General features: G+C 56.5%; 21 protein-coding genes and 5 tRNA genes. 8 read left to right on the forward strand and 18 right to left on the reverse strand.

The features are described 5' to 3' along the window. Positions 1-224: 224 nt before the first annotated feature. The 8 genes from proV (at position 225) to leuA (ending at position 10,432) form a co-directional block, all read left to right on the forward strand. Positions 225-1,427 (forward strand): glycine betaine/L-proline ABC transporter ATP-binding protein ProV, encoded by a 1,203-nt coding sequence (gene proV, locus ACQG1Y_RS18070; protein ID WP_015571658.1) that lies wholly within the window; start codon positions 225-227, stop codon positions 1,425-1,427. Beyond that, positions 1,420-2,484: a glycine betaine/L-proline ABC transporter permease ProW gene (proW, locus tag ACQG1Y_RS18075; RefSeq protein ID WP_015571659.1), complete on the forward strand. Its 1,065-nt coding sequence runs from the start codon at positions 1,420-1,422 to the stop codon at positions 2,482-2,484. The genes proV and proW overlap by 8 nt, the downstream gene beginning before the upstream one ends. 9 nt (positions 2,485-2,493) lie before the next feature. Continuing rightward, entirely contained in the window at positions 2,494-3,489 is a 996-nt protein-coding gene (proX, locus tag ACQG1Y_RS18080) for a glycine betaine/L-proline ABC transporter substrate-binding protein ProX (protein ID WP_017382774.1), read from the forward strand. A gap of 205 nt (positions 3,490-3,694) precedes the next feature. Next, positions 3,695-4,879 (forward strand): MFS transporter, encoded by a 1,185-nt coding sequence (locus ACQG1Y_RS18085; protein WP_023304299.1) that lies wholly within the window; start codon positions 3,695-3,697, stop codon positions 4,877-4,879. Positions 4,880-5,193: 314 nt separating this feature from the next. Beyond that, on the forward strand, positions 5,194-5,724 hold the full coding sequence (gene emrR, locus ACQG1Y_RS18090) for a multidrug efflux transporter EmrAB transcriptional repressor EmrR (RefSeq protein ID WP_017694792.1): 531 nt from the start codon (positions 5,194-5,196) through the stop codon (positions 5,722-5,724). Between the two features lie 130 nt (positions 5,725-5,854). Further along, complete coding sequence (emrA, locus tag ACQG1Y_RS18095; protein ID WP_032654743.1) at positions 5,855-7,027, forward strand: multidrug efflux MFS transporter periplasmic adaptor subunit EmrA; 1,173 nt, start codon at positions 5,855-5,857, stop codon at positions 7,025-7,027. Between the two features lie 16 nt (positions 7,028-7,043). Further along, positions 7,044-8,591 carry a multidrug efflux MFS transporter permease subunit EmrB gene (emrB, locus tag ACQG1Y_RS18100; RefSeq protein ID WP_006811709.1) on the forward strand — a complete coding sequence of 516 codons (1,548 nt, stop codon included), beginning with the start codon at positions 7,044-7,046 and terminating at the stop codon, positions 8,589-8,591. A gap of 185 nt (positions 8,592-8,776) precedes the next feature. Next, positions 8,777-10,432 (forward strand): 2-isopropylmalate synthase, encoded by a 1,656-nt coding sequence (gene leuA / locus ACQG1Y_RS18105; RefSeq protein WP_032654746.1) that lies wholly within the window; start codon positions 8,777-8,779, stop codon positions 10,430-10,432. On the opposite strand, the gene ACQG1Y_RS18110 is transcribed toward leuA, so the two are convergent. The 18 genes from ACQG1Y_RS18110 to ACQG1Y_RS18195 all read right to left on the reverse strand — a co-directional run bounded on the left by ACQG1Y_RS18110 (position 10,419) and on the right by ACQG1Y_RS18195 (position 23,454). Beyond that, entirely contained in the window at positions 10,419-11,183 is a 765-nt protein-coding gene (locus tag ACQG1Y_RS18110; RefSeq protein ID WP_368740752.1) for a helix-turn-helix transcriptional regulator, read from the reverse strand. The two genes, leuA and ACQG1Y_RS18110, sit on opposite strands and share 14 nt — an antisense overlap. Before the next feature lie 53 nt (positions 11,184-11,236). Further along, on the reverse strand, positions 11,237-11,752 hold the full coding sequence (gene luxS / locus ACQG1Y_RS18115; RefSeq protein WP_017382778.1) for an S-ribosylhomocysteine lyase: 516 nt from the start codon (positions 11,750-11,752) through the stop codon (positions 11,237-11,239). 152 nt (positions 11,753-11,904) lie between these two features. Beyond that, complete coding sequence (gshA, locus tag ACQG1Y_RS18120) at positions 11,905-13,449, reverse strand: glutamate--cysteine ligase (RefSeq protein ID WP_368740753.1); 1,545 nt, start codon at positions 13,447-13,449, stop codon at positions 11,905-11,907. Between the two features lie 83 nt (positions 13,450-13,532). Next, entirely contained in the window at positions 13,533-13,961 is a 429-nt protein-coding gene (locus ACQG1Y_RS18125) for a YqaA family protein (RefSeq protein ID WP_017382780.1), read from the reverse strand. Next, a complete protein-coding gene (gene yqaB / locus ACQG1Y_RS18130) occupies positions 13,958-14,524 on the reverse strand; it encodes a fructose-1-phosphate/6-phosphogluconate phosphatase (RefSeq protein WP_015571665.1) in 567 nt (188 codons plus the stop codon). Before yqaB ends, ACQG1Y_RS18125 begins: the two co-directional genes overlap by 4 nt. Before the next feature lie 126 nt (positions 14,525-14,650). After that, positions 14,651-14,727: transfer RNA gene (locus tag ACQG1Y_RS18135), tRNA-Arg, on the reverse strand. Positions 14,728-14,756: 29 nt separating this feature from the next. After that, a tRNA-Arg gene (locus tag ACQG1Y_RS18140) sits at positions 14,757-14,833 on the reverse strand. Positions 14,834-14,862: 29 nt separating this feature from the next. Further along, positions 14,863-14,939 (reverse strand) — tRNA-Arg (locus tag ACQG1Y_RS18145). A 64-nt stretch (positions 14,940-15,003) separates the two neighbouring features. Next, positions 15,004-15,080, reverse strand: a tRNA-Arg gene (locus tag ACQG1Y_RS18150). 4 nt (positions 15,081-15,084) lie between these two features. After that, positions 15,085-15,177 (reverse strand) — tRNA-Ser (locus tag ACQG1Y_RS18155). Between the two features lie 342 nt (positions 15,178-15,519). Further along, positions 15,520-15,705, reverse strand: coding sequence for a carbon storage regulator CsrA (gene csrA, locus ACQG1Y_RS18160; RefSeq protein ID WP_000906486.1), 186 nt, complete (start codon positions 15,703-15,705; stop codon positions 15,520-15,522). Between the two features lie 241 nt (positions 15,706-15,946). Beyond that, the gene (gene alaS, locus ACQG1Y_RS18165; protein WP_058686083.1) at positions 15,947-18,574 is read right to left on the reverse strand and encodes an alanine--tRNA ligase; all 2,628 of its coding nucleotides are present in this window, start codon (positions 18,572-18,574) and stop codon (positions 15,947-15,949) included. 131 nt (positions 18,575-18,705) lie between these two features. Beyond that, on the reverse strand, positions 18,706-19,206 hold the full coding sequence (gene recX, locus ACQG1Y_RS18170) for a recombination regulator RecX (protein WP_017382782.1): 501 nt from the start codon (positions 19,204-19,206) through the stop codon (positions 18,706-18,708). A 68-nt stretch (positions 19,207-19,274) separates the two neighbouring features. Then, complete coding sequence (gene recA / locus ACQG1Y_RS18175) at positions 19,275-20,333, reverse strand: recombinase RecA (protein ID WP_015571667.1); 1,059 nt, start codon at positions 20,331-20,333, stop codon at positions 19,275-19,277. Positions 20,334-20,422: 89 nt separating this feature from the next. Beyond that, positions 20,423-20,920: a nicotinamide-nucleotide amidase gene (gene pncC, locus ACQG1Y_RS18180; protein ID WP_003862172.1), complete on the reverse strand. Its 498-nt coding sequence runs from the start codon at positions 20,918-20,920 to the stop codon at positions 20,423-20,425. A gap of 130 nt (positions 20,921-21,050) precedes the next feature. After that, positions 21,051-21,929: a metal ABC transporter substrate-binding protein gene (locus tag ACQG1Y_RS18185; protein WP_022649141.1), complete on the reverse strand. Its 879-nt coding sequence runs from the start codon at positions 21,927-21,929 to the stop codon at positions 21,051-21,053. 14 nt (positions 21,930-21,943) lie between these two features. Continuing rightward, entirely contained in the window at positions 21,944-22,804 is an 861-nt protein-coding gene (locus ACQG1Y_RS18190) for a metal ABC transporter permease (protein WP_015571669.1), read from the reverse strand. Further along, entirely contained in the window at positions 22,801-23,454 is a 654-nt protein-coding gene (locus tag ACQG1Y_RS18195; protein WP_368740785.1) for a metal ABC transporter ATP-binding protein, read from the reverse strand. The genes ACQG1Y_RS18190 and ACQG1Y_RS18195 overlap by 4 nt, the downstream gene beginning before the upstream one ends. Between the last annotated feature and the right edge of the window lie 310 nt (positions 23,455-23,764).

Below are 23,764 nucleotides of genomic sequence, written 5' to 3' on the forward strand. Positions count from 1 at the left end.
ATTCAGGCGAAATTCTCCCATGCAGCAGCAAAAAATTGAGAAAAATTCAAACCGCCCTCAGCCCTTTATTCATGGGAAATTCAGCCGTTTCGCTTGCGGCAAAATTCCGCCCTCAGGCCGGTCCAGGGTTGTCTCAGATTCTGAGTATGTTAGGGTAATGCCAGTTAACTATTTACCATGGTAATCATATCGACATAAACAAATAACAGGACACTCTCTATTGCATGGCAATTAAATTAGAAGTGAAAAATCTTTATAAAGTATTTGGCGAGCACCCGCAGCGCGCATTCAAATATATTGAGAAAGGCCTTACGAAAGAGCAAATTCTGGAAAAAACCGGGCTATCGCTTGGCGTTAAAGACGCCAGTCTGGCCATTGAAGAAGGCGAGATTTTTGTCATCATGGGATTATCCGGTTCGGGTAAATCCACTATGGTTCGCCTTCTCAATCGCCTGATTGAACCCACCCGCGGACAGGTGCTGATAGACGGCGTGGATATCGCCAGAATATCAGACGCAGATCTCCGTGAGGTGCGCAGAAAGAAAATTGCGATGGTGTTTCAGTCATTTGCACTGATGCCGCACATGACGGTACTCGATAATACCGCCTTTGGCATGGAGTTAGCCGGCACGCCCGCTCAGGAACGTCAGGAAAAAGCCCTTGATGCACTGCGTCAGGTCGGGCTGGAAAATTATGCTCATGCGTATCCGGATGAACTCTCCGGCGGTATGCGTCAGCGTGTGGGATTAGCGCGTGCATTAGCGATTAATCCGGACATTTTATTAATGGACGAAGCCTTCTCGGCGCTCGATCCCTTAATTCGCACCGAGATGCAGGATGAGCTGGTAAAATTACAGGCCAAACATCAGCGCACCATTGTTTTTATTTCTCACGATCTGGATGAAGCCATGCGTATTGGCGACCGTATCGCCATTATGCAAAATGGTGAAGTGGTGCAGGTCGGCACACCGGATGAAATTCTCAATAATCCGGCGAATGATTATGTGCGCACCTTCTTCCGCGGCGTGGATATTAGCCACGTATTCAGTGCGAAAGATATTGCCCGTCGAACACCAAACGGCATTATTCGTAAAACGCCAGGTTTTGGCCCGCGCTCCGCGCTGAAGCTGTTGCAGGACGAAGACCGTGAATACGGTTATCTGGTTGAACGCGGCAATAAATTTGTCGGCGTGGTCTCCATCGACTCTCTGAAAACCGCCCTGAGCGAAAACCAGGGAATCGATGCGGCGTTGATTGACGCTCCGCTTGCCGTGGACGCCGAAACGCCGCTCAGCGAGTTGCTCTCTCACGTGGGTCAGGCGCCGTGCGCCGTGCCGGTCGTCGGTGAAGAACAACAGTACGTTGGCATCATCTCAAAACGGATGCTGCTACAGGCTTTAGATCGCGAGGGGACAAACAATGGCTGATCAATCAAACCCATGGGGCACCACTGAAGCAGCGGACAGCGCGGCGCAATCTGCCGATGCGTGGGGGTCGACGCCTGCGCCTGCCGATGGCGGCGGCGCGGCAGACTGGCTCAACAGCGCACCAGCGCCTGCCCCAGAGCATTTCAATATTATGGATCCGTTCCACAAGACGCTGATCCCGCTGGATAGCTGGGTAACGGAGGGGATCGACTGGGTCGTTACCCACTTCCGTCCGGTGTTCCAGGGGATCCGCATCCCGGTGGATTACATCCTGAACGGCTTCCAGCAGCTGATGCTGGGCATGCCCGCGCCGGTGGCGATTATCCTGTTCTCGCTGATCGCATGGCAGTTCGGCAGCGCGGGTATGGGGATCGCCACGCTGATCTCCCTGATTGCCATCGGCGCGATTGGCGCGTGGTCTCAGGCGATGATCACCCTGGCGCTGGTGCTGACCGCCCTGCTGTTCTGCGTGGTGATCGGCCTGCCGATGGGGATCTGGCTGGCGCGCAGCCCCCGGGCCGCGAAGATTATCCGCCCGCTGCTGGATGCGATGCAGACCACGCCAGCGTTCGTTTACCTGGTGCCTATCGTGATGCTGTTCGGCATCGGTAACGTACCGGGGGTGGTCGTGACCATTATCTTCGCCCTGCCACCGATTATTCGCCTGACCATTCTGGGCATTAACCAGGTGCCTGCGGATCTGATAGAGGCATCGCGCTCGTTCGGCGCCAGCCCGCGTCAGATGCTGTTTAAGGTTCAGCTTCCGCTGGCGATGCCGACCATTATGGCAGGTGTTAACCAGACGCTGATGCTGGCGCTGTCGATGGTGGTGATCGCCTCGATGATTGCCGTTGGCGGGTTAGGTCAGATGGTACTGCGCGGCATTGGCCGTCTCGATATGGGGCTGGCGACCGTCGGCGGCGTCGGGATTGTGATCCTCGCCATCATTCTTGACCGCCTGACCCAGGCTGTCGGTCGTGATTCACGTAGTCGCGGCAACCGTCGCTGGTACACCACCGGCCCTGTCGGGTTACTCACCCGCCCATTTACAAAATAAGGAACAACGATGCGACATAACGTACTTTTTGCCACAGCGTTTGCGACCCTTGTCTCCACCAGCGCAGTTGCCGCTGACCTGCCGGGCAAAGGCATTACCGTGCAGCCGGTGCAGAGCACCATTTCGGAAGAGTCCTTCCAGACCCAGATTGTCAGCCGTGCGCTGGAGAAACTGGGCTATACGGTGAATACCGCCAGCGAAGTGGATTACAACGTGGGCTATACCTCCATTGCCTCCGGTGACGCCACCTTTACCGCCGTGAACTGGCAGCCGCTGCACGACGACATGTATGCCGCCGCAGGCGGTGACAAGAAATTCTACCGCGAAGGCACCTTTGTGACCGGCGCTGCGCAGGGATATCTGATCGACAAGAAAACCGCCGATAAGTATCACATCACCAATATTGAACAGCTGAAAGATCCGAAGATTGCAAAACTGTTTGATACCAACGGTGACGGTAAAGCCGACATGATGGGCTGTTCGCCGGGCTGGGGCTGTGAAGCGGTGATTAACCACCAGAACAAAGCCTTCGATCTGGCGAAGACCGTCGACGTGAGCCACGGCAATTACTCTGCGATGATGGCCGACACCATCGCCCGCTTTAAAGAAGGCAAGCCGGTGATCTACTACACCTGGACGCCGTACTGGGTGAGCGACGTGCTGAAGCCGGGCAAAGACGTGGTGTGGTTGCAGGTGCCCTTCTCCTCCCTGCCGGGCGAGCAGAAAGATATCGACACCAAACTGCCAAACGGCATGAACTATGGCTTCCCGGTGAACACCATGCATATCGTGGCGAACAAAGCCTGGGCCGAGAAAAACCCGGCGGCGGCGAAGCTGTTCTCGGTGATGAAACTGCCGCTGGCAGACATTAACGCCCAGAACGCGATGATGCACGCGGGTAAATCATCCGAAGCTGATATCAAAGGCCACGTGGATGGCTGGATCAAAGCCCACCAGCAGCAGTTCGATGGCTGGGTGAAAGAGGCGCTTGAGGCGCAGAAGTAAAACATTTTCCCTCACCCCGACCCTCTCCCAGGGGAAGAGGGAACGATGACCACCCTCTCCCCCTGGGAGAGGGTCGGGGTGAGGGGATCAAACCGCCCCCAACCTTAACCGCACAATCCACCACGTAACAATTCCCCAACATTCACCATCATTGGTTATTATGTTTCCGGAAAAATAATCACTTAACTCACGATTCCTGAAACTAATGACAAAAACAACTCAAGGGCTTAGCCCCGCACTCATCCTTTTAATGTCCGTGGCAACGGGTCTGGCCGTCGCCAGCAACTATTACGCACAACCACTGCTCGACACCATCGCACGCGCCTTCGATCTTTCAGCCAGCTCCGCCGGGTTTATTGTCACCGCCGCACAGCTCGGCTATGCGGCCGGGCTGCTGTTCCTGGTGCCATTAGGCGATATGTTTGAGCGCCGGATGCTTATCGTCTCCATGACGCTGCTGGCGGCGGGCGGGATGTTGATCACCGCCAGCAGCCAGTCGTTAACGATGATGATTATCGGCACCGCGCTGACGGGGCTGTTCTCGGTGGTGGCGCAAATTCTGGTTCCCCTCGCCGCGACGCTGGCTTCCCCGGAAAAACGCGGCAAAGTGGTCGGCACTATCATGAGCGGCCTGCTGCTGGGCATCCTGCTGGCGCGAACCGTTGCCGGGCTGCTGGCGAGCCTCGGCGGCTGGCGCACCGTTTACTGGGTGGCGAGCGTGCTGATGGTTATCATGGCGCTGGCCCTGTGGCGCGGCCTGCCAAGGGTGAAGCAGGAAAATCACCTGAACTATCCGCAGCTCCTCGCCTCCGTTTTCAGCCTCTTTACCCGGGATAAACTCCTGCGCACGCGCGCCATTCTGGGGTGTCTCACCTTCGCTAACTTCAGCATCTTATGGACGTCGATGGCGTTTCTGCTCGCCGCACCGCCGTTTAACTACTCAGAAGGCGTGATTGGCCTGTTCGGGCTGGCAGGCGCGGCTGGCGCACTGGGCGCGCGCCCGGCGGGTGGGCTGGCCGACAAAGGCAAATCTCATATGACCACCTCCGCAGGGCTGGTTTTACTCCTGCTCTCCTGGGCGGCCATCTGGTACGGACACGTCTCTGTGCTGGCGCTGATTGTCGGTATTCTGGTGCTCGACCTCACCGTGCAGGGTGTACATATCACCAACCAGACCGTGATTTACCGCGTGAAGCCGGATGCCCGTAACCGTCTGACGGCCGGGTACATGACCAGCTACTTTATCGGCGGCGCGGCGGGCTCGCTCATCTCAGCCTCCGCCTGGCAGCATGCGGGCTGGACGGGCGTGTGCGCCATCGGCGCCATCGTCGCGGCGATAAATCTGCTGGTATGGTGGCGCGGCTATCACCGTCAGGAAGCAATTCACTAAGTTTTACATTGCTTTGGGCCCCCTGGGGTGTAAAGGGGGCCTGCATCTGTTAAGGTAACGGTAATCATTTATCCCAGAAATTTTACTGTGGGTGACATATTTACTACCGGCATGAATAGTTCAGACCCCTGTCCTCACATCCCCTCTTTCGCGGGTACACACCCCACGCTCTCTGTGCTCACCGGGTCACGGATTTACCCGGCGCTTTCTGATGGTGACATACGTTTGGCGGATATAACCGCACAAATAATTCATTTACATTATTTGTCACTGTCGTTACTATATCGGCTGTAATTAATGAGGTTATGCCCAAAATGGATAGTTCGTTTACGCCCATTGAACAAATGCTTAAGTTCCGCGCCAGTCGTCATGAGGACTTCCCGTATCAGGAAATTCTGCTGACCCGCCTGTGCATGCACATGCAGGGTAAGCTGCTGGAAAATCGTAACAAGATGCTGAAAGCGCAGGGGATTAACGAGACGTTGTTTATGGCGTTGATTACGCTGGAGTCTCAGGAAAATCACAGCATTCAGCCGTCGGAACTGAGCTGTGCGCTGGGGTCATCCCGTACCAATGCGACCCGTATCGCGGATGAACTGGAAAAGCGCGGCTGGATTGAACGCCGTGAAAGCGATAACGATCGCCGCTGCCTGCATCTGCAACTGACTGAAAAAGGTCACGAATTCTTGCGCGAAGTGCTGCCACCGCAGCACAACTGCCTGCACCAGCTCTGGTCTGCCCTCAGCACCGCCGAGCGCGACCAGCTTGAGCACATCACTCGCAAGCTGCTCACCCGTCTGGACCAGATGGATGAAGATGGCGTCATCCTTGAGGCGCTGCGCTAACGCGACGATCCGCTCAACATTCCAGATTGCTAAAAAGAAAAACTGACAGGCCAGCACGTGAAACTGCTGGCCTTTCTGACAACAGGTCGGCTCAGCCGATGTGAAAATAAAAAGATCGTGGAGAACAACAATGAGCGCAAATGCGGAGAACACCCTCCCGCAGCAACCGGCCAACAAAAAGGGCAAACGTAAGAGCGCCCTTATTCTGCTGACCTTGCTCTTTATTATTATTGCCGTGGCATATGGGATCTATTGGTTTTTAGTCTTGCGTCATGTTGAAGAGACAGACGATGCATACGTGGCAGGGAATCAGGTTCAAATCATGGCGCAGGTGTCAGGCAGCGTGACGAAAGTCTGGGCTGATAACACCGACTTTGTGAAAAAAGGCGATGTGCTGGTCACGCTCGACCCGACCGACGCCCAACAGGCGTTTGAAAAAGCACAAACGGCGCTGGCCTCCAGCGTTCGCCAGACCCGCCAGCTGATGATCAACAGCAAGCAGCTTCAGGCCAATATCGACGTGCAGAAAACGGCCCTGGCTCAGGCGCAGAGCGACCTCAATCGTCGTGTTCCTCTCGGCACCGCCAACCTGATTGGCCGTGAAGAGTTGCAGCACGCCCGCGACGCGGTGGCCAGCGCACAGGCGCAGCTGGACGTGGCGATCCAACAGTACAACGCCAACCAGGCGATGGTGTTGGGCACCTCTCTGGAAAACCAGCCAGCGGTGAAACAGGCAGCGACCGAAGTGCGTAACGCATGGCTTGCCCTGCAACGTACCAAAATCGTCAGCCCGATGACCGGCTACGTTTCCCGTCGTTCCGTACAGCCAGGGGCGCAGATTGGCACCACCACGCCGCTAATGGCGGTCGTTCCGGCGAACAATCTGTGGGTCGATGCGAACTTCAAAGAGACCCAGCTGGCGCATATGCGTATCGGCCAGACCGCGACCGTGGTCAGCGATATTTACGGCGATGACGTCAAGTACACCGGGAAAGTGGTCGGTCTGGACATGGGGACCGGCAGCGCGTTCAGCCTGCTGCCTGCACAGAACGCCACCGGCAACTGGATCAAGGTGGTACAGCGCTTGCCTGTGCGTATCGAGCTGGATCCTAAGCAGCTGGCAGACCATCCGCTGCGAATTGGCCTTTCCACGCTGGTGACGGTCGATACCGCCAACCGCGACGGTCAGATCCTCGCAAGCCAGGTGCGCAGTACGCCAGCTTATGAAAGTAACGCCCGTGAAATTAGCCTCGATCCGGTCAATAAGCTGATCGATGACATCGTGAAGGCAAACGCCGGTTAAGCCGAAGGTGAGCGTTATGCAACAGCAAAAGCCGCAAAAACCGCTGGAGGGGGCGCAGCTGGTCATTATGACCATTGCGCTGTCGCTGGCGACATTCATGCAGGTGCTGGACTCCACCATCGCAAACGTGGCGATCCCTACGATCGCCGGGAACCTTGGCTCATCGCTGAGCCAGGGGACCTGGGTCATTACCTCGTTCGGGGTGGCGAACGCCATCTCCATTCCCATCACCGGCTGGCTGGCGAAGCGCGTCGGTGAAGTGAAGCTGTTCCTCTGGTCGACGATCCTGTTCGTGCTGGCCTCCTGGGCCTGCGGCATGTCCAGCAGCCTGACGATGCTGATTTTCTTCCGCGTCATCCAGGGGATTGTCGCCGGGCCGTTGATTCCGCTGTCGCAGAGTTTGCTGCTGAACAACTATCCGCCCGCCAAGCGCTCCATCGCGCTCGCGCTGTGGTCGATGACGGTGATCGTCGCCCCAATTTGCGGGCCAATCCTCGGCGGCTATATCAGCGATAACTATCACTGGGGCTGGATCTTCTTCATCAACGTGCCCATCGGTGCGCTGGTGGTGCTGATGACGCTACAGTCTCTGCGTGGTCGCGAAACGCGGACCGAACAGCGGCGGATCGACGGCATCGGGCTGGCACTGCTGGTTGTCGGCATCGGCAGCCTGCAAATCATGCTCGACCGCGGCAAAGAGCTGGACTGGTTTGCCTCTACGGAAATCATTGTGCTGACGGTGGTCGCCGTGGTGGCCATCAGCTTCCTGATTGTCTGGGAGCTGACGGACGATAATCCGATAGTCGACCTCTCGCTGTTTAAATCGCGAAACTTCACCATCGGCTGCCTCTGTATCAGCCTCGCCTATATGCTCTACTTCGGCGCGATTGTTCTGCTGCCGCAGCTGTTGCAGGAGGTGTACGGCTATACCGCAACCTGGGCGGGGCTGGCCTCCGCGCCGGTGGGGTTAATTCCGGTTCTGCTGTCGCCGATTATTGGCCGTTTCGCCCATAAGCTCGACATGCGCAGGCTGGTGACGTTCAGCTTCATCATGTACGCCGTGTGCTTCTACTGGCGCGCGTATACGTTTGAACCGGGAATGGACTTTGGCGCCTCCGCGTGGCCGCAGTTTATTCAGGGCTTCGCCGTAGCGTGCTTCTTTATGCCGCTGACCACCATTACGCTTTCCGGCTTACCGCCTGAGCGGATGGCGGCGGCATCGAGCCTGTCGAACTTCACCCGTACGCTGGCGGGCTCCATCGGGACTTCGATCACCACCACGCTGTGGACCAACCGGGAATCGATGCACCATGCTCAACTCACCGAAGCGGTGAACCCGTTCAACCCTAACGCTCAGCAGATGTATAGCCAGCTTGAGGGGATGGGGATGACGGAGCAGCAGGCGTCCGGCTGGCTTGCCCAGCAGATCACCAACCAGGGGCTGATTATCTCGGCAAACGAGATTTTCTGGATATCGGCGGGGATCTTCATCGTCCTGCTGGGGCTGGTGTGGTTTGCCAAACCACCGTTTGGGGCCGGTAGCGGGGGCGGTGGGGCGCACTAGCCCTGTGCACGGGTTGCCGGGTGGCGGCTACGCCTTACCCGGCCTACGATCGTAGGCCCGGTAAGCGCAGCGCCACCGGGCAACAATCGCCCCCCTTGTCCAAAACGCGACAGCGATTGTCAGTTCCGATAAAGCAGCGCGCCTGAAATCGATTCACGATAGTGAAAAGACAACAGGAGCGCACCATGCTGAACACACCCGCCGACAAATACCAGCCTTACCCCACCCTTTCGTTGCCCGACCGCCGCTGGCCGGAGCAGATTATTACCCGCGCCCCGCGCTGGCTCTCGACCGACTTACGCGACGGTAACCAGGCGCTGGCCGAGCCGATGGACAGCGCGCGCAAGCTGCAATTCTGGGATCTGCTGCTGAGCTGCGGGTTTAAAGAAATCGAAGTCGCCTTCCCGTCCGCCTCGCAGACGGACTTCAATTTTGTGCGTCAGTTGATTGAGGAGAACCGCATCCCGGATGACGTCACCATTCAGGTGTTAACGCAGGCGCGGGACGATCTTATCCGTCGCACTTTCGACTCCCTGCGCGGCGCGAAGCAGGCCACCGTTCACCTGTATAACGCCACCGCCCCGCTGTTCCGCCGTCTGGTATTCGGCATGGAGAAAGCGCAAATCGTCGAGCTGGCGACGCGCGCGACGCGCCTGATTCGTCAGCTGTGTGAAGAGAACCCTGACACCTGCTGGCAGTACGAGTACTCCCCGGAAACCTTCTGCTTTACCGAACCGGAGTTTGCGCTGGAGATTTGTGAAGCCGTGGCGGAGATCTGGCAGCCGTGCGCGGCGCGTCCGATGATCGTCAACCTGCCCGCTACCGTCGAGGTGAGCACGCCGAACGTCTATGCCGACCAGATCGAGTATTTCTGCCGCCACTTCAGCCGCCGCAGTGACGTCTGTATCAGCGTGCACCCGCATAACGATCGCGGTACCGGCGTCGCCAGCGCAGAGCTGGCCGTCATGGCCGGGGCTGACCGCGTGGAGGGCTGCCTGTTTGGTAACGGTGAGCGCACGGGCAACGTCTGCCTGGTGACGCTGGCGATGAACCTCTACAGCCAGGGCATTAGCCCGAATCTGGATTTCAGTGATATGAATCGGGTGGTTGAAACGGTAGAAACCTGCAACCAGCTGCCCGTCCATCCGCGCCATCCGTGGGCGGGTCGTCTGGCTTACACCGCCTTCTCCGGCTCGCACCAGGATGCCATCAAGAAAGGTTTCGATGCCCGTAAGCCTGGCGAACGCTGGGAGATGCCCTATCTGCCCGTCGACCCGCAGGATATTGGCTGTACCTATGAAGCGGTGATCCGCGTGAACAGCCAGTCAGGAAAAAGCGGAAGCGCCTGGCTTATTGAGCAAAACCACGGCCTGAAATTGCCTCGCGCCCTGCAACAGGATTTTAGCCAGCACGTGCAGCAGGAAACGGATAACCATGGAAAAGAGATGACGCAGAATGCGCTCTGGCAGCTGTTCCGCGCCCGCTACGGCCTGGTGGCGAGCCCGCCATTAGCGCTGCAATCGTACCGCAGCGACAGCCAGCAGGACGGCCAGCTGCGGCTGACGGCAAGCGTCGCCACGCAAGGGGGCACCCGCCAGCTGGAAGGCCAGGGAAACGGTTTGCTCTCCGCCGCCGCTCACGGCTTAAGCCGCTGGATCAACGCACCGTTTGTGATCAAGGATTATCACGAACATACGTTAGGCGAACGCAGCGACAGCCGCTCGGTGGCCTATATCCGCTGCCTGTTCCAGGATGGGACCAGCCGCTGGGGCGTGGGCATCGACAGCGACGTGGCACGCGCGTCGATTCAGGCGCTTTTTAACGCAGTCAGTCGTTCCTGAAGTAACCGCTGGGTGAGAGACCCATTACCCGGCGAAACATTGCCGTAAAGGCGCTGTGGCTGCCATACCCCAAATCCAGCGCCACGCGTAATACCGGCTGGCCCTGCGCCAGCCGCACTAAGGCTTCCAGCAGTCGCGCCCTTCTCACCCACTCGCCGTAGCTCAGGCCTGTCTGCTGCTGAAAATGGCGGTTCAGCGTGCGTTCGCTCATCCCCACAATACCTGCGGCCTGGGCGCTGCTCCAGCTTTCTCCCGGGGCCATTCGAATCTGCTGGCAGAGTTGGCGCAGCGCTTCGCTTTCCGGCTCGGGCAGGTGAAACGGCAGTACCGGCATGAGGCGAATTTCATCGAGGATCAGCTCATAAACACGTTCATCGCGGCTTCCGGGTGCGTAAGATTCAGGAAGCGTAAGGGAGGTCAGGATCAGCTCGCGCAGCAGGGGCGAGATCTGCACGATCTGGCAGGTCGCCGGAAGATCGGCGCGCGCCAGCGGGTCGATAAACAGCGTGCGGGCAGCAACGTTGCCGGTGATGCGCAAGGCGTGCTGCGTACCCGCAGGTAGCCAGACGCCGCGACCGGGCGGCACCACCCAGCAGCCGGATGCGGTATCGACCCGCACGACGCCGGTGAGGCTGTGCAGGAGCTGCGCGCAGTCGTGCTGATGCCACGGTTCGCTGTCGCCATGAGCATAATCATGCGAAAACGGCACAAGCGGGCGATGGGTAAAGGAGAAGGTGGTGGTTGTCGTCATCAGGATTGTAGGCCCGGTCAGCGAAGCGCCACCGGGCATCCACAGGCACGATACTAAATGTGCAGTTCCTGAAGTTTTTCTTTTGGCAGGGCCAGCTCGTCATTGCTGTTTACACGAACATCACGTTCGATGATATGACGGGCAATCTCCTGAGCTTCTTCCAGAGAGTGCATCTGGTAAGTGCCGCACTGGTAAACGTTCAGCTCAGGGATCTGGTTCTGCTCTTTCACCTTCAGCACGTCTTCCATCGCCGCTTTCCACGCATCCGCGACGCGTTTCTCATCAGGCTGACCAATCAGGCTCATGTAGAAACCTGTGCGGCAGCCCATCGGAGAGATATCGATGATCTCCACGCCGTTGCCGTTCAGGTGGTCGCGCATGAATCCGGCGAACAGGTGTTCCAGCGTGTGAATGCCTTTCTCTGGCATCACTTCTTTATTGGGCACGCAGAAGCGCAGGTCGAAAACGGTGATCGTGTCGCCGTGCGGCGTGTTCATGGTCTTCGCCACGCGGACTGCTGGTGCTTCCATACGGGTATGGTCGACAGTAAAGCTATCTAATAACGGCATACGTCACCTCCGATAGTGATTTTTTTAAAATAAACTGAACTCTTCTACAGAATGCGCGTCTGAGTATATGAAAGACGCGCATTTGTTATCATCATCCCTGAATTCAGAGATGTATATTTTGGCCACAGCGATGTGGCCTTTTTCTTTTTGGTTCAGGCCTGCTTCGCCAGAAACGCCTCAAACGACTCCGTATCCGCCGCTTCGACCTCTTTCTGACGCACAACGGACGCATCACGCTCTGTCACAAAATCCGCTTCGCTCAGGATCTCTAACGGCTCCTGCATCAGCATCTCACGGTACTCCGTTGAGAGTGAACGCCCTGTGCCACCAATTCCCTGCTCAATCATAGAACGCAGAATACGTGCTGAGAATGTCAGTTCCGGGTTATCAAAGCTTTCAACCAGTTCGTCGCAGACCTTCTGGTAAGCTTCGCCGCCGTACACGCTGTCCAGCGTCTGGGCTACGCGCTTCAGGTCATGGAACAGATCCTTCCCTACCTTAGACAGTGGGAACTGAGCCGTTTCACAGCCAATACCTAACGTCAGACCCGGCTTGCGCCCTTCCAGAATCACGCGATTCCAGTTGGCACGGGTACACAGCAGTTCGTCGGAACTCATTTCCGGCGCATCCGCCAGTACGCACCAGACCATAAACAGGTCAAGGAAGCGAACCTGCTGTTCGTCAACGCCAATCGGTGAGAACGGGTTGATATCCAGCGAGCGCACTTCAATGTATTCGATCCCGCCGCGCTGTAGCGCATCCGACGGCGTTTCACCGCTGCGCGTCACGCGCTTCGGACGAATCGGCGCATACAGTTCATTTTCAATCTGCAACACGTTAGTGTTAATTTGCAGGCGCTTACCGTCTTTTTCGAGGCCGATTTTTTCGTACTCTTCCGACGGGGTTTTTATCGCCCGCTTCAAGCCTGCCACATATTCGTGCAGATCGTTAAACGTAATTCCGAGATTACTTTGCGATTTATTGGTATAGCCAAGGTCGCTCAGGCGCAGGGAGGTCGCGTACGGCAGGTAATACATGCCACATTCGGTCTTCTCGAACGGCAGCGTGGTCGGTTTCCCTTGCAGGAACGAAGAACAGACGGCCGGTGACGCTCCGAACAGATACGGAATAACCCAGCCAAAGCGGTAGTAGTTGCGGATCAGGCGGAAATAGCCCGCGGAGATCGCTTCTTTATCCGTTTCACCGCACTTCGCCTGCCAGAACGCCATCGGCAGAGAAAAGTTGTAGTGCACGCCAGAGATCGTCTGCATCAGTGCGCCGTAGCGATTTTTCAGTCCTTCGCGATACAGCGTTTTCAGCCGACCAATATTCGAGGTGCCGTACTGCGCCAGCTCGATATCCTGCCCCTGCTCGATATAGCACGGCATGCTGAGCGGCCACATACGCTCGTCGCCGAGGTTGCGGGCGGTGAAGCGATGCACGTCGCGCATGATCGTCAGCATATGATCAATATCACCGTCTACTGGCGTGATGAACTCCAGCAGCGCTTCGGCGAAATCGGTTGTGATCCATTTATGTGTCAGCGCCGAGCCTAACGCCTTCGGGTGTCCCGTAGTCGCTAAGCTACCATCCGCATTTACGCGCAGCGTTTCGCGCTCAAGCCCACGCTGAATACCCTTCAGTGCCTGAGGGTGATTTTCCAGCCAGGCCAGCGCCTGTGATACGTCCGGGATCAATTTGACCTCCCGCCTGTCAAAAAATTGTCACTCAGCATAATTGTAATGGTTGACGATTGAAGGTCGCGAATTCATTCCACCAATTAGTGCCACCACGTCATACCCTGTAGTGTTACCCATGCCAGTAAAACATAGCGTAACGCCTTGCCAAGGCACAAAAAAAAGAGCACCGGTCCCCAGGAAATGCGCATCCATCCCGCCAGCAGACACAGTAAATCGCCTATTACAGGCATCCAGCTTAATAACAGCGTGGCAGCGCCATAGCGTTTTAGCCAGCCGACTGCCTTTTCCTGCCAGCGAGATTTTTCGCGTAGCGGAAAGAAACGTCCAAGAATAACGTTAGTCAGCCCTCCAAGGCTATTACCCATTGTTGCTATTAAGACCAGCAACCAGGGCTGACTTACGCCGGACAACAGCATCGCCACCAGCACCACTTCCGAATTCCCCGGTAAGAGGGTGGAGCTTAAAAGACTGCTGGCGAATAATGAAGCGAGTGACAGCGCGTCACTCACAGTAAGCGAACGTCCACCGCCGCCATTCCGGCATCACGCGCGGCCTGAATGCCAAAATCAGCATCTTCAAACACCACGCATTTTGCAGGTGGAACACCCATTAATTCTGCACAGAGCAGGAAGGTATCCGGTGCGGGTTTGTGATGTTTAACATGATCGGCGGCAACGACGGCAGAAAAATAGTGGCGCAGGCCAAGGTGGTTGAGTAGCGCTTCAGCAATCGCGCTCTCGCTGCCCGTACCGACAGACATAGGACGACGCCCATGCCACTCCTTGACGACGTCAATGAGTGGTAAAGGCTGCACGGTGTCTAACAGTATGGCTTTTACCGCGTCGGTTTTTTCACGCGCGAGCTGATGCGGGTCGAGATCGGCCTGATTCAGCTCAATCACGGCCTGTGCGATACGCCAGGTGGGCGATCCATTGAGGGCAATCATCGCCTGTAAATCGAAACGCATACCGTAACGGCCCAGGACTTCGGTCCAAGCCTGACGATGCGTGGGTTCGGTATCCAGGAGGGTGCCGTCCATGTCGAAGATCAAACCGTCATACTGTGCGTACATCGTGCTCTCGCTAAGCGATTAACAAAGCATTACTTTATCGTAAAAGGGGATCTTTGTCGCTGATTGCGAAGTGATAACAATGAGAGTGATTAAGAACTAAACATCGAAGGGGATCACAAGAAGAGATGGTGCATCCGGGAGGATTCGAACCTCCGACCGCTCGGTTCGTAGCCGAGTACTCTATCCAGCTGAGCTACGGATGCATCGGGGAAATGCTTTTAGAAACAGTAAATGGTGCATCCGGGAGGATTCGAACCTCCGACCGCTCGGTTCGTAGCCGAGTACTCTATCCAGCTGAGCTACGGATGCATCAGGGAACTGCTTTCAGAAATAGTAAATGGTGCATCCGGGAGGATTCGAACCTCCGACCGCTCGGTTCGTAGCCGAGTACTCTATCCAGCTGAGCTACGGATGCATCGGGATTTACTACTGTACTGCTCGATATTCATATCACTTCGAAAGCAATATGAAGTAATAGATGGTGCATCCGGGAGGATTCGAACCTCCGACCGCTCGGTTCGTAGCCGAGTACTCTATCCAGCTGAGCTACGGATGCAAAATGGCGGTGAGGCGGGGATTCGAACCCCGGATGCAGCTTTTGACCGCATACTCCCTTAGCAGGGGAGCGCCTTCAGCCTCTCGGCCACCTCACCACACAACGCCTCTTTCGAGTGCTTCGAGCAACTCGTTAAGAGCTTCTCGTCGCTGCGTGGCGCATATATTACTTTCTGGGACTTATAAGTCAAACAATTTTCCACATGCTTTTTTCGTTTGCACAATTCGCACCCAATTCGCATGTAAAAGCCGCAAAGAGAGTGTTTTATAAGCGGATTTTGCAGGCATCTTCACAGAATTGTGTTGAGAGAAGCGCGTCTTTTGGATGAGATAAGATTATGAGAGTGGTCAAAAACGAAGCGTTTGAAATAGAACGGTAACTTTATGCAGGAAAAATAGCAGGAGGGTTGCGTCTCGCCCGACAGCGAGACGCGACAATATCAGTAACTGGACTGCTGGGATTTTTCAGCCTGGATACGCTGGTAGATCTCTTCACGGTGGACAGATACTTCTTTAGGAGCGTTAACACCAATACGTACCTGGTTACCCTTTACCCCTAAAACTGTCACGGTGACCTCATCCCCAATCATGAGGGTCTCACCAACTCGACGAGTCAGAATCAGCATTCTTTGCTCCTTGAAAGATTAAAAGAGTCGGGTCTCTTGTATCCCGGCATTATCCATCATATAACGCCAAAAAGTAAGCGATGACAAACACGTAAAGTGTAAGCAGTCACGGCATCACATTCTGTTAAACGTAAGTTTAGCCGATATACACAAACTCAACCTGACTTTATCGTTATCGATAGCGCAGTGAGCAAGACGCCATAACGTTACCGCTATGGCGTCTGCTTGTGCTTTGTAGTTATTACAGTTTCGCGCTTACCCAGCTTTCAACGCTGGCTAATGCCGCGGGAAGTGCCGCCGCATCCGTACCACCGGCTTGCGCCATGTCCGGACGACCGCCACCTTTGCCACCCACCTGCTGGGCGACCATGCCAATCAGTTCCCCTGCTTTAACACGATCCGTCACATCCTTAGAGACGCCCGCAATCAGAGAAACCTTACCCTCTGCGACCGTTGCCAGCACGATAACCGTCGAACCAAGCTGGTTCTTCAGATCGTCGACCATGGTACGCAGCATCTTAGGCTCAACGCCCGCCAGATCGCTGACCAGCAGTTTGACGCCCTTAATGTCTACCGCTTTGCTGGAGAGGTTTGCGCTCTCCTGCGCCGCAGCCTGTTCTTTCAGCTGCTGGAGTTCTTTTTCCAGCTGACGGGTACGATCCAGCGCGACACGCACTTTTTCGCCCAGGTTCTGACTATCGCCTTTCAGCAGCTGCGCGATCTCGTGCAGCTGGTCGCTCTGCGCATGCAGGCTGGCAATTGCGCCTTCCCCGGTCACCGCCTCAATACGACGCACGCCTGCCGCCGTCCCCGATTCGGAAACGATGCGGAACAAGCCGATGTCACCGGTGCGGGATGCGTGAGTACCGCCACACAGTTCGGTAGAGAAGTCGCCCATGCTCAGCACGCGAACGCGGTCGTCATATTTCTCGCCAAACAGCGCCATCGCACCATTCTTCTTCGCTGCCTCGAGATCCATGATGTGGGTTTCGATTGGCAGGTTACGGCGGATCTGGGCATTCACCAGGTCTTCCACCGCACGAATTTCAGACGGCTTCATCGCTTCAAAATGCGAGAAGTCGAAACGCAGCACTTTGTCATTAACCAGAGAACCTTTCTGTGCAACGTGCGTACCCAGCACTTCGCGCAGGGCGGCGTGCATCAGGTGGGTTGCCGAGTGGTTCAGACGAATGCGCGCGCGGCGAGCTTCGTCAACGTTGGCCTGAACGCCCTCGCCCACTTTCAGAGAGCCGGAAACCAGTTTGCCCTGGTGACCAATTGCCTGACCGTATTTCTGGGTATCGCTTACGCTGAAGCTGAAGCCATTGCCTTTCAGTTCGCCTTTATCGCCAACCTGGCCGCCCGATTCCGCATAGAACGGCGTTTTATCCAGGATAACAACCGCTTCCTGGCCCGCGCTAATGCTGTCTACGGCTTTACCGTCAACAAACAGCGCGGTTACGTTGCTGGTCAGGGCCAGCTCTTCGTAGCCTTTAAATTCAGACGCGCTATCAACGCGGATCATCGCGTTGTAGTCCGCGCCAAAACCGCTGGATTCACGCGCACGACGACGCTGCTCTTCCATTGCGGCTTCAAAGCCTGCTTCGTCAACTTTGATGTTGCGCTCGCGGCAAACGTCCGCGGTCAGGTCAACCGGGAAGCCGTAGGTGTCGTACAGGCGGAAAGCGGTTTCGCCATCCAGCGTGTCGCCCTTGAGTTTCGCCAGCTCGTCGTCCAGCAGCGCCAGACCGCGTTCCAGCGTACGGGCAAACTGCTCTTCTTCGGTTTTCAGAACCTGTTCAACCTGCGCCTGCTGGCGTTTCAGCTCGTCACCGGCAGAGCCCATCACGCCAATCAGTGGCCCAACGAGTTTATAGAAGAAGGTGTCCTTCGCGCCCAGCATGTTGCCATGGCGGATCGCACGACGAATGATACGACGCAGCACATAGCCACGGTTTTCATTCGACGGGATAACGCCGTCAGCAATCAGGAACGCACAGGAACGAATATGGTCTGCGATAACGCGCAGTGATTTGTTGCTCAGATCGGTTGCGCCCGTTACCTCAGCAACGGCTTTGATCAGGGTGCTGAACAGGTCAATCTCATAGTTGGAGTTAACGTGTTGCAGAACGGCCGCGATACGCTCAAGGCCCATACCGGTATCTACGGACGGTTTTGGCAGCGGCTCCATGGTGCCGTCGGCCTGACGGTTGAACTGCATGAAGACGATGTTCCAGATCTCAATGTAGCGATCGCCATCTTCTTCCGCGCTTCCCGGAGGGCCACCCCAGATGTGGTCGCCATGATCGTAGAAGATCTCGGTGCACGGACCGCAAGGGCCGGTGTCGCCCATCTGCCAGAAGTTATCAGACGCGTAAGGCGCGCCTTTGTTGTCACCGATACGGATGATACGTTCGCGCGGGATACCCACTTCTTTTTCCCAGATGTCGAACGCTTCGTCATCGGTCTCATACACGGTCACCCACAGACGCTCTTTCGGCAGATTGAACCAGTTTTCACCGGTCAGCAGTTCCCACGCGTATTGAATGGCGTCGTGTTTGAAATAGTCGCCGAAGCTGAAGTTACCCAGCATTTCGAAGAAGGTGTGGTGGCGCGCGGTGTAACCGACGTTTTCCAGATCGTTGTGTTTACCGCCCGCACGCACGCAACGCTGTGAGGTTGTGGCGCGGGAATAATTACGCTTGTCGAGACCAAGGAACACATCCTTGAACTGGTTCATCCCGGCGTTGGTAAACAGCAGAGTCGGGTCATTGTTCGGTACCAGGGAGCTGCTGGCAACAACCTGGTGTCCCTTACTATGGAAAAAATCGAGAAACGCCTGACGGATCTCAGCGGTGCTCTTGCTCATAATTATCCTGAAATCAAGCTAACGAAATGTCGCAGCAGATCTGTATCTGTAAACAGTTGGACGGACCAGCTACTGGAAAAAGTGGGAATAAGATAAGTTTTCTTTAATGGGAAGTAAAATCCCGCATGCGTTCAATCGGTAAAATTACGCCAGATATCCTGAATATCTTCCATCAGGAAGCCGCGGTAGAGCAAAAAGCGCTGGATTTTAACTTTTTCTGAAAATTCACGCGGCAGCGGCTCACCGTACTTTCGTACCGCCTGCTCACGCGCCAGTTCGCACCAGTCAATTTCACTTTCGCGCATGGCTTTTTCAATCGATTCACGGGCTACCCCTTTCTGGTTCAGCTCCTGGCGGATACGCGCTGGCCCATAGCCTTTACGACCACGGCTGGCAAGAAAGCGAGCGGCAAAACGGCCGTCATCCAGATAGTGATGCTCGTAGCACCAGGCAACCACGCGGTCATAATCTTCCGCGGTGGCATCAATGTCTTCCGGACCGTTTTTGCTCATGACGGGCGCTGACAGTTTCCGCCGCAGCTCCTGTTCGCTATGGTCACGCACGGCAAGAATGCGCACGGCCCGATCCAGCAAGCGTGAGTAGGCTGGTCGGCGTGATGTCGGTTCACTCATAAAAAACCTGTCGATTCAGAAATGCAAAAAGGGCCGCATCAGCAGCCCTTCATTTTTATCCGAGAGGATTAAAAGTCTTCGTTGGTTTCTTCAGCATCCGCGCCGTCGACCACGAAATCAGGTTTAGAGTCCTGGTTGTTCAGCAGGAGTTCACGCACCTTCTTCTCAATCTCTTTCGCCGCCGCCGGGTTCTCTTTCAGCCAGGAGATAGCATTCGCTTTACCCTGACCAATCTTGTCACCGTTGTAGCTGTACCATGCGCCCGCTTTTTCAATCAGCTTCTCTTTCACGCCCAGGTCAACCAGCTCGCCGAGGAAGTTGATACCTTCGCCGTAGAGGATCTGGAACTCAGCCTGTTTGAACGGTGCTGCGATTTTGTTCTTCACAACCTTCACGCGGGTTTCGCTACCGACTACGTTATCCCCTTCTTTCACCGCACCGATACGGCGGATATCCAGACGGACAGAAGCGTAGAATTTCAGAGCGTTACCGCCGGTGGTGGTTTCCGGGTTACCGAACATTACACCAATTTTCATACGGATCTGGTTGATGAAGATGAGCAGCGTATTGGACTGCTTCAGGTTACCCGCCAGCTTACGCATCGCCTGGCTCATCATACGTGCCGCGAGGCCCATGTGAGAGTCACCGATTTCACCTTCAATTTCCGCTTTTGGCGTCAGCGCCGCAACGGAGTCGACGATGATCACGTCAACCGCGCCTGAGCGCGCCAGCGCGTCACAAATTTCCAGTGCCTGCTCGCCGGTGTCCGGCTGGGAGCACAGCAGGTTGTCGATATCAACGCCCAGTTTACGGGCATAGACCGGGTCCAGCGCGTGCTCGGCATCGATAAACGCACAGGTTTTACCTTCGCGCTGTGCCGCCGCAACAACCTGCAACGTCAGGGTAGTTTTACCCGAGGATTCCGGACCGTAGATTTCTACGATACGGCCCATCGGCAAACCGCCAGCGCCCAGTGCGATATCAAGAGAAAGCGAACCAGTGGAGATAGTTTCCACATCCATGGAACGGTCTTCACCCAGGCGCATGATGGAGCCTTTACCGAATTGCTTTTCGATCTGGCCCAGTGCTGCCGCCAACGCTTTCTGTTTGTTTTCGTCGATAGCCATTATTACTCCTGTCATGCCGGGAGAAGCAACTGCGCTTCACCATGGACTTCTGTTCTGTTGAGGCAATTATACTGTATGGTCATACAGTATCAAGTATTTTGTAGAAATTGTTGCCAGAGCGTTTTTAACGCGTATTCCGTTGCCTGACGACGCACGCTTTCGCGGTCGCCGCTGAAGCATTCCCGGCGGGTGATCCCTTCACCTTTTGAGGTGGCAAAGCCAAACCAGACGGTGCCGACAGGCTTCACGTCGCTGCCGCCGTCCGGCCCCGCGATACCGCTGATGGAGATAGCGTAATCTGCGCGCGCCTCTTTCAGCGCGCCAATCGCCATCTCGATCACCACCGGCTCGCTGACCGCGCCATGCTGCTCAAGCGTGGCTTCACGCACGCCGATCATCTGCGCTTTCGCCTCGTTACTGTAGGTCACAAAGCCGCGTTCAAACCAGGCGGAACTGCCAGCAATATCGGTAATTGCTTTCGCCACCCAGCCGCCGGTGCAGGATTCTGCGGTCGTGAGAGTCGCGCCGCGCTGTTTCAGCGCCAGCCCCACCACTTCGCTTAGCTGCATCAATTCATGGTCAGTCATTCTCGCTCCAGGCCTTAGAAAAACATGCAGCACAAGATAGCACTTTCTCATCAAATATGGGGATGCGCGTCGGGTTTTACGAGGGGGCTTCAGAAAAAAGCCGATGCGGACGCATCGGCCAGAGAGACGCTTATTTCATGCTGTTAGCGAGGGTGTCCACATTGTGGCGAAACGCCTTGACGTAGGTGTCCGCCACGCCGCCCTTCGCGGACAGCGCTTCCGGGTAAAGTTCACCACCCGGCTGGGCGCCCGTGGCGGTCGCAATCTGCTTCACCAGGCGTGGGTCAAGCTGGTTTTCCATAAACCAGGTTTTCACGCCGTCAGCTTTAATCTGATTGATGATCTCCGCTACCTGCGCCGCGCTGGCTTCACTCTCAGACGACAGCCCCTGCGGCGCCATAAACGTCACGCCGTAGGCGCGGCTGAAATAGCCGAAGGCGTCGTGGCTGGTCAGCACTTTGCGCTTCGCCTGTGGGATGTCGCTGAAACGCTTTTTAGCCCAACCGTCCAGTTGAGAGAGCTGCGCAATATAGGGTTTACCGGTAGCTTCAAGCGCCGCCGTATCTTCAGGATCGGCCTTCACCAGCCCTGAGAGAATATTTTGCGCATACAGCGCGCCGTTCGCCGCGCTGTTCCACGCGTGCGGATCGGTCACGGTTTTACCGTCCTCTTCCAGCGTGTGCGTTTTCACGCCGTCCGAAGCAACCACCAGTTGGCCTTTGAATCCGGAGGCTTTCACCAGACGGTCGAGCCAGCCCTCCAGCCCCAGCCCATTGACCACCACCACGTCAGCTTTACTCAGCGCCGCGCTGTCTTTGGGCGAAGGTTCGAAAGTATGGGGATCACCGTCCGGCCCCACCAGCGTCGTCACCTTCACACGATCGCCGCCAACCTGCTGCGTGATGTCTCCCAGGATGGAAAAGCTGGTCACCACATTAAGCGTTTTCGCCATTACGCCGTGCGTCATCATGCCGAGCGCGAGCGCCACGGCTAATCCTGTACGTTTCATCGTTTCCCCTTGCGTTAAAAAAGCGCCCGCAGGCTATCCGCCAGCCTGCTGCGCGTGCCAAATAAAACTGAAATAAAGAACAATGCGCTGGCGGTCAGCACAATGGAGGGCCCGGCGGGCAGACTCACTGCCCAGGAAAGGCTTAAGCCCAGCCACGCGCAAAAAATACCGCTGATACCCGCCATCAAAAGTAACCCTGGCAATGTGCGCACCCAGCAGCGTGCCGCCACGGCGGGTAACATCATCAGCCCGACGGCCATCAGCGTGCCGAGCACCTGAAAACCGGCTACCAGGTTGAGCACCAGCAGCGCCAGAAACAGACCGTGTAACATCCCGGGCAGCCAGCGCGCGTTCACCTGCAACCACGCGGTATCAAACGCTTCGCTGACCAGCCCCCGATAAAAAATCGCCAGCGTGAGGAGCGTGAACATGCAAACGCCCGTCACGAACAGGGCTGACGCGCTATCCACGGCGAGAATGGAGCCAAACAGAAGATGAAGCAGATCGACATTTGAACCGCGCAGCGACACCAGCGTGACGCCCAGCGCCAGCGAGCCCAGGTAAAACCCCGCGAAGCTGGCATCCTCTTTAAGCGGCGTGCGGCGGCTGACCAGCCCGGCCACCAGCGCAACGGCGATCCCGGCAATAAACCCGCCGACAGTCATTGCCAGCAGCGACATCCCGCTGAGCAGATAGCCCACCGCGACACCCGGCAAAATGGCGTGAGAAAGGGCGTCCCCCATCAGGCTCATCCGACGCAGTTGAAGAAATACGCCCAGCGCAGTGGTGCTGACGGAGAGCGCCAGGCAAACCACCAGCGCGCGCCGCATAAAGCCGTACTCAATAAACGGCTGGAAGAAGAGATGCCAGATCATGCCACCCTCACCCGCTCGGTTTTCCAGTGCGGCGTATCAGCGTCCAGCCGCAGCGTTTGTGGGAAGTGGCGCGAGACGCGTTCGCTGTCGTGCAGTACCGCCAGCAGGGTCTGCCCCTGCATATACATCTCCAGCATCAGATCCATCAGCACGTTGCAGGTCGCTTCATCGACGCCGGTGAAAGGCTCATCCAGCATCACCAGCGGCGCCTGCTGCACCAAAACGCGGGCAAACAGCATGCGCTGAAACTGGCCGCCGGAAAGTTCATCTATGGTAGAGAACGCCATGGACTCCAGCCCCACGCGCTCCAGCGCGCCGGCAATGCGCATGCGGGTATCCCGACGAAAACCGGCAAACAGTGAGATTGCTGGCCAGCAGCCCATACTCACCACGTCCTGCACGGTCAGAGGAAATTGCGCCTCCAGCGCGTGACGCTGCGCCAGCCAGCTCACCACCGGACGTCTCCCCTGCCAGCGAAACGTACCGCTGACGGGCGGAATAAAGCCGGCGAGCGTTTTCAGCAGCGTGGATTTGCCGCAGCCGTTGGCCCCGACGATAGCGGTCATGCTCCCGCGTTCAATCACGCCGGACAGCGCGCGCGTAACGGGCTGGCGATCGTAACCCGCCACCAGGTCGTTCATCACGATCATGGCAACGCCACCGCCCAGCGCACGGCCAGGCCGAGAAACAGAATGATCACCAGCGCCAGCAGCAGCCGAACCGGGGATGAGAGAGAAAACAGGGACATGGAAATCTCAATTTAAAAATAATGTTATAACATAACAATAATGAAAGTCGATTAAGATGTAAACGGTGGGAGTGAAATGGGAGTGTGGCGAAATGTTTCTGCAAAATTCCCCTCTCCCGTGGGAGAGGGTCAGGGTGAGGGCATCAGGCCGCACCGTGCATGCAGCCATGCCGGGTGGCGGCGTTGCCTTATCCGGCCTACCCGTCAGGGTA

It is taken from the genome of Enterobacter cloacae complex sp. 397G4 (assembly GCF_050031515.1).
Classification (GTDB): Bacteria; Pseudomonadota; Gammaproteobacteria; order Enterobacterales; family Enterobacteriaceae; genus Enterobacter; species Enterobacter hormaechei_C.

Excerpts from the sequence above, each read along its gene's own strand:
- csrA (WP_000906486.1), bottom strand. The coding sequence starts at position 15,705 with ATGCTGATTCTGACTCGTCGAGTTGGTGAGACCCTCATGATTGGGGAT.
- ACQG1Y_RS18085 (WP_023304299.1), top strand. The coding sequence starts at position 3,695 with ATGACAAAAACAACTCAAGGGCTTAGCCCCGCACTCATCCTTTTAATG.
- proX (WP_017382774.1), top strand. The coding sequence starts at position 2,494 with ATGCGACATAACGTACTTTTTGCCACAGCGTTTGCGACCCTTGTCTCC.
- ACQG1Y_RS18195 (WP_368740785.1), bottom strand. The coding sequence starts at position 23,454 with ATGATCGTGATGAACGACCTGGTGGCGGGTTACGATCGCCAGCCCGTT.
- leuA (WP_032654746.1), top strand. The coding sequence starts at position 8,777 with ATGCTGAACACACCCGCCGACAAATACCAGCCTTACCCCACCCTTTCG.
- pncC (WP_003862172.1), bottom strand. The coding sequence starts at position 20,920 with ATGACTGACCATGAATTGATGCAGCTAAGCGAAGTGGTGGGGCTGGCG.
- proW (WP_015571659.1), top strand. The coding sequence starts at position 1,420 with ATGGCTGATCAATCAAACCCATGGGGCACCACTGAAGCAGCGGACAGC.
- recX (WP_017382782.1), bottom strand. The coding sequence starts at position 19,206 with ATGAGTGAACCGACATCACGCCGACCAGCCTACTCACGCTTGCTGGAT.
- yqaB (WP_015571665.1), bottom strand. The coding sequence starts at position 14,524 with ATGTACGCACAGTATGACGGTTTGATCTTCGACATGGACGGCACCCTC.
- emrA (WP_032654743.1), top strand. The coding sequence starts at position 5,855 with ATGAGCGCAAATGCGGAGAACACCCTCCCGCAGCAACCGGCCAACAAA.
- alaS (WP_058686083.1), bottom strand. The coding sequence starts at position 18,574 with ATGAGCAAGAGCACCGCTGAGATCCGTCAGGCGTTTCTCGATTTTTTC.
- ACQG1Y_RS18185 (WP_022649141.1), bottom strand. The coding sequence starts at position 21,929 with ATGAAACGTACAGGATTAGCCGTGGCGCTCGCGCTCGGCATGATGACG.
- ACQG1Y_RS18110 (WP_368740752.1), bottom strand. The coding sequence starts at position 11,183 with ATGACGACAACCACCACCTTCTCCTTTACCCATCGCCCGCTTGTGCCG.
- luxS (WP_017382778.1), bottom strand. The coding sequence starts at position 11,752 with ATGCCGTTATTAGATAGCTTTACTGTCGACCATACCCGTATGGAAGCA.
- ACQG1Y_RS18190 (WP_015571669.1), bottom strand. The coding sequence starts at position 22,804 with ATGATCTGGCATCTCTTCTTCCAGCCGTTTATTGAGTACGGCTTTATG.
- proV (WP_015571658.1), top strand. The coding sequence starts at position 225 with ATGGCAATTAAATTAGAAGTGAAAAATCTTTATAAAGTATTTGGCGAG.
- emrR (WP_017694792.1), top strand. The coding sequence starts at position 5,194 with ATGGATAGTTCGTTTACGCCCATTGAACAAATGCTTAAGTTCCGCGCC.
- emrB (WP_006811709.1), top strand. The coding sequence starts at position 7,044 with ATGCAACAGCAAAAGCCGCAAAAACCGCTGGAGGGGGCGCAGCTGGTC.
- recA (WP_015571667.1), bottom strand. The coding sequence starts at position 20,333 with ATGGCTATCGACGAAAACAAACAGAAAGCGTTGGCGGCAGCACTGGGC.